Genomic DNA, 15,627 nt, shown 5'->3' on the forward strand with positions numbered 1-15,627 from the left:
GACATAGTTGGTCGTAGTAACAAAAGAATAAGATATAAACCACTAAATAAAAAAGATAAAAAAAGGATGGAAATAGATTTTTTCACGTTTTTCCTATTTCCTATTTTAGTTTTTTCCTTGTATTATTTGCAAAGCCGGTTATCACTAGCAGCACACTTAACAGTAACGGCATTATAGGAACGCCAGTAGGCTGCATTGGAAGTTTTTGGTTGTTATTAATTGAATTTGATGATATTCCATGATTTTGATTGTATATTGATGCTGCGTGAACGTTTACTACTTTTGATATTATCACCTTAGTTATGTGGATTACCACCACCTTATTTGGACGTACATGTACAGTTACACTAGCATTTTGACCAGGTATTGTTGCAGTGTTAACTATGTTTTTACCAGCTACAGAAGCTGTAGGAGTAACAAACAGTTGTAATGTCGCACTAGCACCACTAGCAAGTGTTCCGACAGTCCATATTCCAGTAGCGCTGTTGTAAGTACCCTGACTTGCAGTATAACTGTTAAAAGTTAGACCGGCAGGTATTACATCAGTCACCTGAACATTGTTAGCAGTACCTGAACCATTATTCTTTACAGTTATGGTATAATTGAACTGCTGACCCACGTTAGGTGAACTGTTACTGGCTGTTTTTGTTATTGTCACATTAGATACTGGAGTTGTGGATACAACTACAGGTGCGTTGACTATTTGTCCTGGTGATGTTGCTGTGTTGACTATGGTTGTTCCGGCTGCAGCTGCTGTAGGTGTGACAAACAGTTGTAGTACTGCGCTAGCGCCGCTGGCGAGTGTTCCGACAGTCCATATTCCAGTAGCGCTGTTGTAAGTACCCTGACTTGCAGTATAACTGTTAAAAGTTAGACCGGCAGGTATTACATCAGTCACCTGAACACCAGAAGCGCTGGCTGCACCACTATTATTCACAGTTATAGTATAGCTGAACTGCTGACCTACATTAGGTGTAAGGTTACTTGCGGTTTTGGTTATAGTCACATTAGATACTGGAGTTGTAGGTACAACTACAGGTGCGTTGACTATCTGACCAGGTATAGTTGCACTGTTAATTATGGTTGTTCCGCTTGCAGCTGCTGTAGGTGTGACAAACAGTTGTAGTACTGCGCTAGCGCCGCTGGCGAGTGTTCCGACAGTCCATATTCCAGTAGCGCTGTTGTAAGTACCCTGACTTGCAGTATAACTGTTAAAGGTTAAACCGGCAGGTATTACATCAGTCACCTGAACACCAGAAGCGCTGGCTGCACCACTATTATTCACAGTTATAGTATAGCTGAACTGCTGACCTACATTAGGTGTAAGGTTACTTGCGGTTTTGGTTATAGTCACATTAGACACAGGAGTTACAGGTACAACTACAGGTGCGTTGACTATCTGACCAGGTATTGTAGCTGCATTATTTACAGTTGTTCCAGCTACAGAAGCTGTAGGAGTTACAAACAGCTGTAAAACTGCACTAGCACCGCTGGCGAGTGTTCCGACAGTCCATATTCCTGTGGCGCTGTTGTAAGTACCTTGGCTTGCGGTGTAACTGTTAAAGGTTAAACCGGCAGGTATTACATCAGTTACTTGAACACCAGTAGCACTGGCTGCACCGTTGTTGGTTGCAGTTATGGTGTAACTGAACTGCTGACCCACATTAGGTGCAAGATTACTTGCAGTCTTGGTTATAGTCACATTAGACACAGGAGTTGTAGGTACAACTACAGTAGCACTAGCTATCTGACCAGGTATAGTTGCACTGTTAATTATGGTTGTTCCGCTTGCACTTGCTGTAGGTGTGACAAACAGTTGTAGTACTGCGCTAGCGCCGCTGGCGAGTGTTCCGACAGTCCATATTCCTGTGGCGCTGTTGTAAGTACCTTGGCTTGCGGTGTAACTGTTAAAGGTTAGACCAGCAGGTATTACATCAGTTACTTGGACACCAGGAGCGCTTGCTGCACCACTATTATTCACAGTTATAGTATAACTGAACGGTTGACCTACATTAGGTGAACTGTTACTTGCTGTTTTTGTTATTGTCACATTAGATACAGCTGCAGGTACAGATACGGTTACATTAGTAGTTTGGTTTGTGTTTATTAACGTTACATTTTTAGTCACGTTCATACCGGCTAAAGAAGCTGTAGGAGTAACAGACAGCTGTAAAACCGCACTAGCACCACTAGCGAGTGTTCCAACATTCCATATTTCAGTACCGCTGTTGTAAGTACCCTGAGTTGCTGTGTAACCATTAAAGGTTAAACCAGCAGGTATACCATCAGCTACCTGAACATCTGTAGCGGTATCAGGACCGTTGTTAGTTACGGTTATAGTATATGTGAACGGCTGTCCTACATTAGGTGCACTGTTACTGGCTGTAATGGTTATACCCATAGTATAATTCAAAAAGTTTGATGTATCCACTGTTCCAACTACATCTCCAGGTGATGGTCCAGTACCAACTCCCCACCAATTACGCATGGCATCTACTGTTCCAGTATTATTTATGAAACTTACGGTTATTACATTGCCATTTTGGGTTGTTACTACATTATTGACGATATCTCTACCTGTTGTTGCGTTGTTGCCCACAAGTGCATTGTCAGTTGTTGTTGCTGTAGCATCATTATTTAAGGTTGTACGTGTAAGTGTACTGGTGGTTACAGTTGATGTTGCATCATTGTAGACAGCTCCACCAGCCAATGCAGAGTTACCTGCCATAGTATTGAACCTTGCTGTTATTGTTGCATCATTATTTATGGTGTAGTCTGTGAATGTACTGGCACTTACAGATGTTCTTGCGCCGTTGTAGATAGCTCCACCGTTCTGTGTTGCAGTGTTGCCTATTATGACGCTGTTGGTTACTGTTACTGTTCCGCTATTAAGTGCTGTTGTACCTGTTGTGGCGGTTCCAGTAAGTGTGCTTTGAGCTGTATTTAAGGTTGCGAGGTTGCTAATGGCTCCACCATTATTTGCCCTGTTACCTATAAATGTGCTGCCAGATATTGTCGCTGTTCCACCATTCTGTGTTACGACAGTACGTGTGAGTGTGCTAAAACCTACGACGTTAAATGTTGCATCGTTTGCGATAGCTCCACCGTTCTGTGTTGCGGTATTGTTTAGGAATGTACTGTTGTTTACGTTTAATACTCCGCCATTTTGGGTTATGGTGTAATCAGTAAGTGTGGTACTGGTGGCTATGTTTATGGTTCCAGCGTTGTAGATGGCCCCACCATTTTGTGCACTGTTGTTTGTGAATGTGCTGTTGTTTACGGTTAAATTTCCACCATTATTTGTTACGGTTTCACTTGTATGTGTGGTTGAGACATAATTTAATGTTCCGTCATTATAGATGGCCCCACCATTTTGTGTTGCGGTGTTGTTAGCAAATGTACTGTTGTTTACGGTTAAAGTTCCATTATTGTAGATAGCTCCACCATTAGTTCCGTTCCCGTTGATGATGATTAGATTTTGCATGTTGACTGTCGTGCCGTTGCCGATTATAAATACCGTTCCTAAATTTTGACCATCTATAGTGGCATGGCCGTTGTTAAATACGTCAAAATTCAAATTTTTGTTAACAACAAGACCATGTTCCTGAAAGGTTGCACCGTCCTCAAGCATTATGGTGTCACCGCTTTGAGCATCAGTAATAGCTTCTGCGATTGTGGGATAAACATATCCTGCAGGATTTCCTCCACGAGCAACAGGCACTCCTCCATTATAGATCTGTGGATCTTTTGAAGTTTGATTAATTTTAGAATTTGAAGAATTAGATAAGTTATTAGAATTTGAAGAATTAGATGATTTATTAGAATTTGAGGTATTAATATCCGACGTGGATTGAACTGCCGTATTTGAATCCTCTAAACTTCCATTAACCCCTGTTAAATTGTTTGAGGTAACTGCTGTGTTATTAGATGTTCCCTGAGCAGCTGCAACATCACTGACAGCGAACGAAAATACTAAAACCAGGCTTAAAAGCAGTAATGGAACCATGACCTTAGCTTTATTGTGCCCAGTAATGGATTTAAAATTGTTTTTTTTTGTAATTGTTTGTTTTTTCATCTTTTTCACCTCCTTTATACTCATTTTAGCTTTATTATATTCATTAATATGTTTAAAATTGTCTTTCTTTGTAATCATTTGTTTTCTAATCTTTTTCACCTCCGTTATGTTTTTTTAAGATATTTAATATGTTATAAATTCGAAATAATCGTTAAATCGCGTCAAATAGCTATAATTTCAAAAATATTTATAATAAATAAATAATTAAAAAATTATTCATGAAAATATAGCCTATTAGTTATTTTTATGCTGTTTACAGCAAAATATTACGTAATAACATATTTCATATCTAGTATTATATTAATAACTTTTTAATTAATAAAATTTTTGATTATTTTATTCAAAACGGATATACTAATAGTTTTAATGTAACTTATAAAATAATTATTAAATACTGTAAAAAATAAATTAAAATTAAACATTTTGATAGAAATTAAACAGTTTTAAAGTATGTAAATCTTATTTATAGTAATAATAACCATACATTGTTGCATATAACAATTTTTATAACTACTTAGTATTCCTTGACAAAATAGACAACATTTTTTGAAATATCCAAAAAATTATCACTATCATTTATCTCTAATCCAAAAGAAAAGTTTATTTTATGATTAAATTGTTTTATTTTATTCTATTTTTGGAAAATGAAACGTAAAGGTATTAATAAACCTTATTCTTTTGTATAGTACCTTTTAAACGGTATATATTCATATAAATTTATGGCTTTAAAATCAAAAGTTTAAAACTATAAAAATTAGTAATAATTTTAAAATACTTTTTTAATTGGAATTTTAGCGTACTACTAGTACGGGGCAGGATGCGGTTCTTACTACTCTTTCTGCTACGCTTCCAAGTAAAAATCTGTCCATTCCATGTTTTCCTGAAGTGCCCATAACAACTAGATCTATATTTTCTTTATCAACAATTTTACGAATTGTATGGGCAGGATGGCCTTCTTTGCTCATGAAAACTAATTTTATTTCAATGTTATGTTTTTCTTTGTATTTTAATAAAATATCCTGAACTGCGTTAAAGTAGTTCTTTTCCTCATTTTTTAACAGTTCTTTAACTTTTGATATGGATTCTTTTGATGGTAATCCAGTAAATATAGATGTATCAATTACATGTAATACTATAAGTTCTGCATTGCTCATAATTGCAATCCATATAGCCTGTTCTGCAGCTTTATGAGCGGGTTGCGAACCATCTGTTGGCAATAATATTTTTTTATACATTCAGTTCACCTTTAATCTTTATTTATTATTTATTTTTAGTTTATATTAATATTTATGAACATAATACTATCAGTATTGTGGCAACATTCATTTCAATTCTTAATTTAATAAGAAATGGACTAAGGAGCAGTTGCAATAATATCTACTTACCGCCATTTTTCAAAACTCCAGAAATCATGACATAATTAACCCTATTTTTACATATACTGAATTAAAAACAGTATGAAGTTATGTAATTAAAACAATGCTAATTTTTACTATTCCAATTATAAAATTCTTCATTGAAATTAGTTGAACTTACAAAAAAAAGCCCATATTAATCGAAATCCATGAAATTCTGATTATTTTTATTTTACTTATCTTTTGATAGGTGTTAACCATTCAATTACTTTATCTGCGATATCTTCAGAAATATCTTTAATCAAGTCTTTTTCACTCCAACCACATACTTCTGCTTCATCAATATCGCCAACTATGTCTTCTACACGTTCTTGATCACTGTAGGTTCCTATTTCAGATTCACAAAAACTAAAACTTTTGTCATGATTTTCAAATAGAACATCCCATGTCTGTGAATCTCTAAGCTCCCAAAACCAATAATAGTTTTTAACAGTTTCTTCTTCAGGATCTTGCTTATCAGTTACCTCTTCTTCTTCATAACCAATTATCAGTACTTTATTATTATCTAAATAGATATGTTTCTCCCAAACATCTTTATTTGTTTGCATCCGCTCCAATTTTACTTTTTCTATCATATCTACAAGTTCTTTTTTGTCAATCATTTCTAACTCTCCTCAAATTAAAATATTATGGAAGTTGAACATGATAATTGCATTATCTTATTTAAGGTAAATATCTAAAAGTGAACTGTTTCAAGATTAATTAAAATAATTTAAATGAAATTAAGAATCATCCAAAGTTCTCGTTCTAACGATATTATCCCGATTTTTAATTATTTTTTTTATATTTAATAGTTAAAAGATAAAAAAAATTTAGTTTTTCCCAATTCCTGCACTTCCAATTAAATTTTTAAATTGAACTTTATTTATCCTATAATAATTAGATAGTGGTGTTCATTATTAAAGCCTTTTATTTTGTTGCTATATTATATATAACAGATTATTGTCGTTCTTTTACTGAATTTAAAGCCAGTTGAGCAACTTTTCTTACAACCTGACTTTCGTCTTTTAATGCTTTCTCAAGTGGTTCTATTGCTCGATTATCTCCTACTCCTGAAAGACCTATTGCTGCAGCATATCTAACGCTCGCCTTTTTATCTTTCAGTAATTCAATTAATGGTTCAATAGTTTTAGTATCTTCATAAACAGCTAATGAAAGAGCTGCAGCTTCTCTAACATGGGAATCTGCATCTTTTAATGCTTTAATTAGGGGATCTACTGCTCTAGGATCTGCTAATTCTGCAAGAAGTTCAGCAGCATCTTCTTTTCTACTTCCATTTCCATTTTCTAGTTCTTTTACCAAATAATCTAAATCTCTTCTTTCTGATTCAACCATGTAATTTCTCCTCCAGTTATATTTTGTTTTCCAAAATTTAAATAACTTATTCATTTTTCATTCTTTTTTATCATTCTTAACTTCTTTGAGTGACCACTTATGATTGATTCATGCATATCAACAGGAATATTTTCCCCCAAGATGAGCTACTTCATCTTTTTTCAAGATGAACCAGAACTTTCTTTTTCCCTGTAGAATTAGTGCTATTTTAAGGCTTAAATAAAAAACAGTTTTATATGTATAATCATAATAATAAATAATTAAAATCTCATATAACGCTCAAATCAAAAATAAAAGAAGAAAAGAATTTTATTAATTCTTTTTCTAAAGTACATTTAACTATAAAAAACCTGAATTTCTTCATTTACTTTTTTCTATCAATTTATTGGTCACAATGCCGTCCACACCCATTTCAACCAGTTTCTCAAACATCCCCTCATCATCAACTGTCCACGGATAAACTGATATCCCCTTTCTATGAGCCTGTTTTATCAGGTCTTCATCTAAATATTTATAACCTGGAAAAATAACGTTAGCACCGGCACTTGACGCCATCTGGCTCACATCTACCGGCTGACCGGTAAAGATAATCCCTGCATCTACAGAAAGGTTCATTTTTCTTGCATTTTTAATGCTTTTATGGTAAAAAGAGGTCAATATTACATTTTCTAATTCATTTTCATCTATTTTTTCAAGGACTTTACCTTCGGTCCCAGGCTCTTTAATCTCAATTAAAAGTCCTACTCTATCTTTTACGCATGTTATTACTTCATCCAAGGTTGGAATTGTTTCTTTATCTCCAGCATCAAATTTTTTAAGTTCTGAAACCGTATAATCATTTACAAGCCCTTTTCCATCTGTCGTACGGTTGATATCTGCATCGTGCATTACAACAAGCATGTTGTCCTTGCTCTTTCGCACATCAACTTCAACAAAATCTGCACCCATTATTATAGCCTTTTCAATAGCCCTTATAGTATTTTCTGGTTCAAAGAAGGATGCACCTCTGTGGGCTACAACTAGCATTATTTAACACACCCGCATTAAAATTAACTTAAATCAGAAAAAAAAGAAAGAATTAATATTCTTCTTCGCAGCCGCACCCGCAAATGTCGTCTTCTTCCATTTCAATGTTGTCTAATATATAGTTAATTTTAGCTATAAGATTAGAAGCTATTACTCTAAATGGGCCGTTGTCTTCAATTAACCCTAAAGTTAAACTGTCTATTTTTAAAGTTTCAATATCTATTTCTGTAATTTCAATGTCGTTACTTGCTTTATATAAAATGTCGTGTACTCGTTCATTTATTTCTAATACCACTAATTGATCTAAACTGGTTATAGTAAATACATTTTCAACTTCCATTAAAATCGTCTCCTATTTCTTAAAATGTTTTATCGCATGATAATATCAGTTTTTGAGGTTATATATTTTTCTAAATTTTATTTTTTAACTTTAAATTGGATATTCTACCAGATTTAAAGGTATTTAAATCCCCGGTTAAAATCAAGTTAAAATTACTCAAAAAATATATGGCTTAACTTTATTTTTTATATATGTTAATAGAACCTTTTATTTTGCAATAATCATTTTCAGCAGATTTTTAGTTAAATCTTTTTATAATGCCAATGACTTTATCTTCGCAGTCAAGCACTGGGAGCTTTTGAGATTTATGGTTTAATTGATATAATAAATCATTTTTCATCTCTTTAATCATGCACTGCATAACATTTACAAAAATATAATAATTATGTAGTTAATAATAACTATAAATGGAAAAAGGGGGTGTAATTATAGACGACAGGCTTACAGGTATCATATATATTATAGTTGCTGTTTTAATAGTAGTGGTAAGGATTGCAGTTCCAAATTTCTTTGATTATCTGGTAATGATAATAGCGGCCATATTACTTGTACTGGGAATCTACTTGCTCTTATTTAAACGCCGTTAATTAGATATGGTATTATTATCCTTTAATTACATTGTATTTATGTTATAATGTTAAAACATTAGCATGTTTGGTATTTATCCGAAATTACATTGTATTTAGGTTATAATGTTAGATTAAACAGTAGCATGTTTGGTATTTATCCAAAATTACATTGTATTTATGTATCAGATCTTCATTTAACATATGGGGTGTTAAATTAAATATTGAAAATGTTTATTTAGCATTATCATTTAATTACATCGTATTCCAGTATCAGGTCTTCACCTAAACCATAACTTTTTTTAAGTTTTAATTTAACTGCATCTTTCATTTTATCGATGCCTTCTCCATCGACAAGAGTTTTGGCATTGGAACCTCCTGCAATCATTGGAGCTACACATACCCTGACTTCATCAACAAGTCCATTTTCAAGCATTGAATAGTTCAGCGTTGATCCCCCTTCAAGCATCAGTCTCTTTATCCCTGTTTTTGAAAGTTTATCCATTAAAGATTTAAGATCAACCCTATCTTTACCGCATTTTAAAACAGTTGCTTTTTTTTCTAGAGCTTCGATCTTTTCAGGGTCTGCATTTTCTGTTACTGCAATTATAGCTGGTGCATCATTATTTAAAATACGAAAGTTCAGGGGAGTGCGGGCTTTGCTGTCAACAACTATTCTTACAGGGTTATCTTCAGGATCAGCTTTAATTTTGTGCACGGTAAGTCTGGGATCATCTGCAAGAAGCGTGTTTATTCCAACCATTATTGCATCCATCTCTTTCCTTAGTTTATGGACTCTTATTAGATCTTCTTTACCTGAAATTTCAGAACTTCCAGTTCTGGTTGCAATTTTACCGTCTAAAGTCATTGCAGCGTTTAATATTACATGAGGTTTCATTTTATCACGTTTGCGAATCAGTTAAGCTTTAAATTCTTTTTGGAATGTAAAATTAAAAAAAATAATGGGATGTAGACGGTTAGTAGCCGCCGAATATCTGTTGAATGTTCTGTACTATGGAACTTACAGTATTTAAAACAGAATTTATGCTGTTTAGAATGTCCTGGATCGGATCCAGTGTGTTCTGGACATCTTGGGCTGTCTGGTTAACTGTGTCGGAAGCGTTGTTGATTGCTTCTTGTGTTGTGTTGGTAATATTGTCCACTGAAGGTATGGATGATGCTGCACTTGCAGATTGGAGTCCAAATCCTATTATTATAATGATTACTGCCAGTATACTAACGGTTTTCATATTCATTCCCTCATATCTATTTTTTATTTATGGAAATTTAAGAGTATTTTAAACATCATCCTATTTAACATATTAACCTCATTGACTTAAAATCACACCTGCAGATGATTTAGAGAAAATAGGGTACAACATTTTACTTTTAGAATTTAGAACTTTCAGTCTATAAAATAAGTTAAAAACAGTTATGTCTTTTAGATTACACCTATTATTCCTTAAATTACCTTTTCTGGTCGTTTAAGAAATTGCCATCCCTGATTTTGTCCACTACACATTCATAATACTCTTTAAAGTCACAGATAACAGATTCAACATATTCTGGAGTTAGTTCGTGAAAATAGTCCAGTTTTAGCAGTACAATAATCTCTTTAGGATTGCTGAAAAGTTCATCTATAAATGCTTCTTCTTTATATGCTTTTAATTTCATGTTAATTTCGTCTATGTGGTCGAACAGCCACCCATCATCCAGGAATGTGAATATATTATGTCCTGTAATTCCTACCTGTTTTAACATGAATCATCACTTAAACAATTGGTTATTTGAACTGATGTTATGTATTGGAAATTAGTGTGTATATGCTTGTCGGTAATATAAATTTTTTTCTGTCTATTTTTGTATTTGCAAAATTATACTTTCTAAAAGGTAACATGAGAAAATCAATTTCCAAATTTCATATTATTAGGCATCTATTCCTGTTATGATATGCTTTTTAAGTGTATATAGATATGGATGAGATTTGGTAGTCATTTTTGCTTCAAATAAGATGGAGATAGCAATAAATTAATAAAAAAGTTTAAAATAACCTGAATCAAAACTAAATACGTGGATTTTGACTAATTGAATGGAGACGAAAAATGAGTGAAGATAGATATAAAAAAGGGTTAGAAATGCTTAAAATGATGCATCCCAAGTCTTATGGAGAATTAGCAGATAATTTAAAGGATATTGCTCCTGATCTGGCGCGTTTTGTTGCTGAATTTCCTTATGCGGATGTTTATACCCGTCCAGGCTTGGATCTAAAAACAAGGGAACTTGTAACAATTGCAAGTCTTACAACTTTAGGACATGCCCAAACAGAACTTAAGAGCCATATCTTAGGCGCCTTAAATGTGGGCTGTACCCGTGAAGAGATCGTGGAAGTATTGATCCAGATGGCTGTCTATGCGGGCTTCCCAACAGCTTTAAACGCAGTATATACAGCTAAAGAAGTGTTTGAAGAGCTGGATAATGGAGAATAATTATAATTATTTTTCTTTTTAAATTTTGGCCATAATTAAAAAATTTATTAATCATACGAATTTGTTAAAATTGAATTTTGATGCTTATTGGGATTATATTGTGAAATAAGGTTTTTTTTATCCTCCTATTTTAATGGATGATTTGAAATTTTAGCCTGGATGAAATGTATAAATATCATTTTTAATAGTAATAATATATATAATATAATTATGAATAAAAGAAGGGTGATAGTATGCATGTTGTAGGCGATTTAGTTGGAAAAGAAGTTGTTGATAGTTCTGGAGATAGAGTTGGAGAAGTTAAAGACGTAGAAATAGTCAAAGGAAAACAACAGGTTAAATCATTGATAATTAAAGAAGGAGGAGCCGCTACAAAAATAGGCATGGGTGAAAAGAAGGTTATACCATGCAACCAGGTTGATGCTATCGGAGAAAAGGTAATGCTTAAATAAATGTGTTGAACTCCAAAAATCATTTATATGAGATTATAAATGATTTTTTATCATTTCTTTTAAAATTAACCTCTAATTTAAATCTTAAACTTGCCAAATAACATTAAATTCAAATATTTATACTCAATTTGCCTTTTCCATTTAATATATTCATTTTAACATTAGATTCTGAGTTTATTCTATTTAAAAACTTAGTTGCATGTGGATTACTCATAATTTTAGGGCTGCTGTTTGAAATATGGATAGGAATAACTGTCACATCTGTATTTCCATTTACGATCTGCATCTGTACAACCATGGAGTCCTTTGTAATTGGATTTTTTTGATCAAAAACGCAATTTCCAAGGCTGTAAAATATTAGTTTTCCTTTATAATATTCTATACTCTGAGGAACGTGGGGATGGCTCCCAACAACTATGTCAGCGCCTTCATCTATACATTCTCTGGATAATTCAGTTTGATATTTGGTAGGAGTAAATGAATACTCATTTCCATAATGAAAAAACACTATTACAATATCTGCATGGTTTTTGGCCGTATTTATACTGTTTTTAACAAGTTTCCAATCTGCAGGAGCAAATCCTGGAGAATTATCTGTGGCTGGAGGTAATTCTGATTTACTAAATTCCTGAAAAGTAGTTAAATCCATAAAATTTATTATCGCTACAGTTTTCCCATTTATAGTGAAATATGCTGGTTGAAGTGCATCTTGGAGATTTTCTCCAGCCCCTATATGAGTAATATTATATTTATCAAGCGTTTTGAGCGTGTCAGTTAATCCCTGTGGGCCGTAATCCATGATGTGGTTATTAGCCAGAGCAACAGCATTTACGTTATTAGCTTTTAAAATGTGTGCGTAGGTAGGATTTGCCTTTAATGGGACTGTCTTTTTGAAATTTTTGCTTGAATATGTAAATGGTGATTCTAAATTCACAACAACTAAGTCAGATTGCTTAAAAATTGGTTTTAAGTCTCCAAATATGTTGGAATTGCTTTTGATGACTGATCCCACACCCCTTCCAAGCATCACATCTCCAGTAACAACAATGTTAACAGGCGATTGGGGCGAATTATACTGGAGTGTTTTTTCTGTTGATGGATCTGGCGAAAATAGAAGAAATATGGCTGTCAGCGATATTAAAATTATTAAAATTATTCCTAAGTAGATTTTTTTCATTTTAAATGCCTGCAAGTCTCTGTTTGTAAAAGGTATCCAATTTTGATTATGTTAAAGTAGTATATAAAATTAACAATTAAATACAGTTTTAATACATAGGAATTTTTCATATTAATATTTATATTTTAAGTTGAAAAAAACTTTAAAAAATTAGATATTCGGGTTCAAGTATGATATTTAGATATAATTATATGAAATTTAAGAATATTTCATAAACATATGATGATTTATACAGAGATTATATTTTAAGACTATTTCAAATTGCCATTAAGTAAATACGGTGAAATTATCTAAAGTAGGATAGATAAATGATTTAATCTTAATTTTTTCAAAAAATAGAATAAAAAAATAAAACCATTCGTTTTGTAGAATTATTTAAATGGGTTTTTTTAATCAGGAGTGTATTTTATATTGCCATAAATATCTTTTTCAGTTGGGCCTGCTGCAGAACTCCACCAGTTTGATATGGTGTCTAACATAAACATCGCTATTGCAGTAAATAGCACGGGCGGCTTTAGAATTATTATCTTTGAAATTAGATTTTTTTTTACTGTACATTTACCCTTATTTTTATGGTAGATAGCGCCGCCTTCGTTTGATGTATTATCTTCAAAAGTGCACTTTTCTACGGTTAAAGTACCTTCATTGCAGATAGCACCGCCGTTATCTCATCTTCCATTTATTGTTAAATTTTGGAGTGTTAAGTGAGCATCATAATAGATTTAAAATATAGAAAAAATTTTTCCTCCATCTATTACGGCATATTTTTGGCTTTCACCATTATCATAACATTTTTATCAATTATCAGCGCATTATTGCCATTTCCAGTGTAGATCTCGTTTTTTAACATTATTGTTTCGTTTGTTTCTACTTCTTTAAGGGCTTTCTTTATTGTTCGATATGGACTGTAATCTGCACCATTGTTATCATCTTTTCCAGTATCAGATCAACATAGATGCTGTCATTTAACCTATTACCTAAAACTCCTATTGTTGTTTTATATTTGATCTTTTCACTCCCTTTATGCCATGTTAATAAATGATCACAAGTAAGTAGCAAATGATATAAATAATTTTCCTAAAATAAAGCTGTAATTGCAATTCATTTGTTTTATATGGATCTAAATAAGCTCATTATACATAAATAATAATAATTTAATAAATTAAATGGTTTAAATCTATTAATATACTCTATTAATGTTATGTAAACTGTAATATATGCCTAAAATTATAAATTAATTTTAATTTAAGATTAAAATTAGTTAAAAGGCTAAAAATAACTTATTTTATATAACTACTTTCTATGAATTCCACAAAAACATTGATACATTATTTAGAAAGTACCAGTCATAGTTTTCATACTTATTGATGACTATTTCTTTATTAATTCATTTAATTTATAAATGTACTACATTTTCACAAATTCACTTATATCTAATTTTATAAGGAAGAATAATAACATTAAAATATAGAGTTTGAGCAGTTAAAAATTAAATTTCCATAATCACAAAGATAATAATATTTAATATGCAAATTCAATTCTATAGATTAGTAATAATTACTAAATACTGGATTTAAATAATTTCATTTCAGCATCAATGTGATTAATAGCACATAATCAACATATTTACATTCATAAGTTCTCAAAGGTGTAAGACCACTACAAAATAAGCACCTACCATTCAGGGGCACTCATTAAACTCCATGATACCATGAGAAGAGTGCCCCTAGGTTAATATGTTACACGTTTATTATTAGTGGACATATAAAAAGTAGGAAATATAATTCAAATTAATTTTAACTCTATTGATTGCTTTTTATGAAATCAATTTAATTTCTTTTTTAAAGGAATAAAATGAAGTATTAGAATTGTAATTGATAGTAGAGATTAGATATCAAAAACTTTCCTTGCATTCCGTTCTGTTTTTTGATCCACCTTAAATACTGGTAAAGATTTTACATCAGCAATCTTTTTAACTGCTTCTTCTACAAATGAAGGCTCATTTTTCTGTCCTTTGAAAGGTGAAAGATAAGGGCTGTCAGTTTCAGTTAGTATATTCTGAATTGGTATTTCTTCTACAAGCTCTTCATGATAGTCAGAATAAGCAATTATGGTTGAAAATGAAATATAATAGCTTTCATCTACTATTTTATGCGCTGTTTCAATATCCCCACCATAACAGTGGAATATAATATCGATATCCTTTGAATATTTTTTTATTATTTCAAAAGCTTTTAATTCAGCATCTCTTGCATGAAGTATGATGGGCATTTCATATTCATTTGCAAGGTCGATGAATGTTTTGAAGACTTTTATCTGCCTGTTTCTTGATTCAGTATCTTTTACTTCATGAAAATCAAGGCCAGTTTCTCCAATTGCGACCGCTTTATCTATATTTTCATGTATTTCTTTAACTGCTTTCTCGATTATATCAAGATCTGCTTTTGTCGCATTAACCGGGTGAAATCCAAGTGCAGCATGTGCAAAACCTTTATAATCTCCTACGAGCTTTAAAGCTCTTCTATTTCCACCTAATGTAGCTCCAGAATCAACAATGGCAGATAATTTTTTCTTTGCCCGTGCCATTACCTCTTCCCTGTTTTTGTTAAAATCTTTAAAATCAACATGACAATGTACATCGATCATAGGTTTCCCTCCTAAATTACTAACGTTTGGCATAAAACATTAAAATTATGGATTTTTAATAGATTTTTGAGGTTTAAAAATATAAAGAGCTTTTTTAAACCTCAATGAA

The 15,627-nt window shown here is 32.3% G+C and carries 15 protein-coding genes and 1 pseudogene; 3 read left to right on the plus strand and 13 right to left on the minus strand.

Features of this window, described 5'->3' with window-relative positions; all coding sequences use genetic code 11:
* Window positions 1–100: 100 nt before the first annotated feature.
* The 6 genes from ASJ80_RS02550 to ASJ80_RS02575 all read right to left on the minus strand — a co-directional run bounded on the left by ASJ80_RS02550 (window position 101) and on the right by ASJ80_RS02575 (window position 8,191).
* Window positions 101–4,075, minus strand: a complete 3,975-nt coding sequence (locus tag ASJ80_RS02550; protein ID WP_179288725.1) for a beta strand repeat-containing protein — start codon at window positions 4,073–4,075, stop codon at window positions 101–103.
* A gap of 791 nt (window positions 4,076–4,866) precedes the next feature.
* A complete protein-coding gene (locus ASJ80_RS02555) occupies window positions 4,867–5,310 on the minus strand; it encodes a universal stress protein (protein WP_069582696.1) in 444 nt (147 codons plus the stop codon).
* A 356-nt stretch (window positions 5,311–5,666) separates the two neighbouring features.
* A complete protein-coding gene (locus ASJ80_RS02560; protein ID WP_069582695.1) occupies window positions 5,667–6,092 on the minus strand; it encodes a hypothetical protein in 426 nt (141 codons plus the stop codon).
* Window positions 6,093–6,429: 337 nt separating this feature from the next.
* On the minus strand, window positions 6,430–6,825 hold the full coding sequence (locus ASJ80_RS02565; RefSeq protein ID WP_069582694.1) for a HEAT repeat domain-containing protein: 396 nt from the start codon (window positions 6,823–6,825) through the stop codon (window positions 6,430–6,432).
* A 360-nt stretch (window positions 6,826–7,185) separates the two neighbouring features.
* Window positions 7,186–7,851, minus strand: coding sequence for a glycerophosphodiester phosphodiesterase (locus tag ASJ80_RS02570; protein WP_069582693.1), 666 nt, complete (start codon window positions 7,849–7,851; stop codon window positions 7,186–7,188).
* Window positions 7,852–7,903: 52 nt separating this feature from the next.
* Entirely contained in the window at window positions 7,904–8,191 is a 288-nt protein-coding gene (locus ASJ80_RS02575) for a hypothetical protein (RefSeq protein WP_069582692.1), read from the minus strand.
* A gap of 407 nt (window positions 8,192–8,598) precedes the next feature.
* Between ASJ80_RS02575 and ASJ80_RS02580 the strand changes: the two genes are divergently transcribed.
* Entirely contained in the window at window positions 8,599–8,778 is a 180-nt protein-coding gene (locus ASJ80_RS02580; protein WP_069582691.1) for a hypothetical protein, read from the plus strand.
* 226 nt (window positions 8,779–9,004) lie between these two features.
* Here ASJ80_RS02580 and ASJ80_RS02585 read toward each other — a convergent pair whose 3' ends face one another.
* From ASJ80_RS02585 to ASJ80_RS02595, 3 genes are all read right to left on the minus strand, one after another.
* Window positions 9,005–9,655, minus strand: coding sequence for a 2,5-diamino-6-(ribosylamino)-4(3H)-pyrimidinone 5'-phosphate reductase (locus tag ASJ80_RS02585; RefSeq protein ID WP_069582690.1), 651 nt, complete (start codon window positions 9,653–9,655; stop codon window positions 9,005–9,007).
* 79 nt (window positions 9,656–9,734) lie between these two features.
* Window positions 9,735–10,007 (minus strand): hypothetical protein, encoded by a 273-nt coding sequence (locus ASJ80_RS02590; RefSeq protein ID WP_069582689.1) that lies wholly within the window; start codon window positions 10,005–10,007, stop codon window positions 9,735–9,737.
* Window positions 10,008–10,224: 217 nt separating this feature from the next.
* Window positions 10,225–10,518: a hypothetical protein gene (locus ASJ80_RS02595; RefSeq protein ID WP_069582688.1), complete on the minus strand. Its 294-nt coding sequence runs from the start codon at window positions 10,516–10,518 to the stop codon at window positions 10,225–10,227.
* Window positions 10,519–10,859: 341 nt separating this feature from the next.
* Here ASJ80_RS02595 and ASJ80_RS02600 point away from each other — a divergent pair, with 341 nt between their 5' ends.
* Both ASJ80_RS02600 and ASJ80_RS02605 read left to right on the plus strand, forming a co-directional pair.
* The gene (locus ASJ80_RS02600) at window positions 10,860–11,243 is read left to right on the plus strand and encodes a carboxymuconolactone decarboxylase family protein (RefSeq protein ID WP_069582687.1); all 384 of its coding nucleotides are present in this window, start codon (window positions 10,860–10,862) and stop codon (window positions 11,241–11,243) included.
* A 233-nt stretch (window positions 11,244–11,476) separates the two neighbouring features.
* Complete coding sequence (locus tag ASJ80_RS02605; protein WP_069582686.1) at window positions 11,477–11,695, plus strand: PRC-barrel domain-containing protein; 219 nt, start codon at window positions 11,477–11,479, stop codon at window positions 11,693–11,695.
* A 109-nt stretch (window positions 11,696–11,804) separates the two neighbouring features.
* Here the strand turns inward: ASJ80_RS02605 and ASJ80_RS02610 are convergent, their stop codons facing one another.
* From ASJ80_RS02610 to ASJ80_RS02615, 4 genes and pseudogenes are all read right to left on the minus strand, one after another.
* The gene (locus ASJ80_RS02610) at window positions 11,805–12,872 is read right to left on the minus strand and encodes a CapA family protein (RefSeq protein WP_069582685.1); all 1,068 of its coding nucleotides are present in this window, start codon (window positions 12,870–12,872) and stop codon (window positions 11,805–11,807) included.
* Between the two features lie 572 nt (window positions 12,873–13,444).
* Window positions 13,445–13,525 (minus strand): annotated as a pseudogene (locus tag ASJ80_RS17830) (hypothetical protein); the annotation flags it as partial.
* 235 nt (window positions 13,526–13,760) lie between these two features.
* The gene (locus tag ASJ80_RS16795; RefSeq protein ID WP_179288726.1) at window positions 13,761–13,931 is read right to left on the minus strand and encodes a hypothetical protein; all 171 of its coding nucleotides are present in this window, start codon (window positions 13,929–13,931) and stop codon (window positions 13,761–13,763) included.
* 828 nt (window positions 13,932–14,759) lie between these two features.
* On the minus strand, window positions 14,760–15,518 hold the full coding sequence (locus ASJ80_RS02615; protein ID WP_069582684.1) for a YchF/TatD family DNA exonuclease: 759 nt from the start codon (window positions 15,516–15,518) through the stop codon (window positions 14,760–14,762).
* Between the last annotated feature and the right edge of the window lie 109 nt (window positions 15,519–15,627).

It is taken from the genome of Methanobacterium bryantii (genome assembly GCF_002287175.1).
Lineage (GTDB): Archaea > Methanobacteriota > Methanobacteria > Methanobacteriales > Methanobacteriaceae > Methanobacterium_D > Methanobacterium_D bryantii.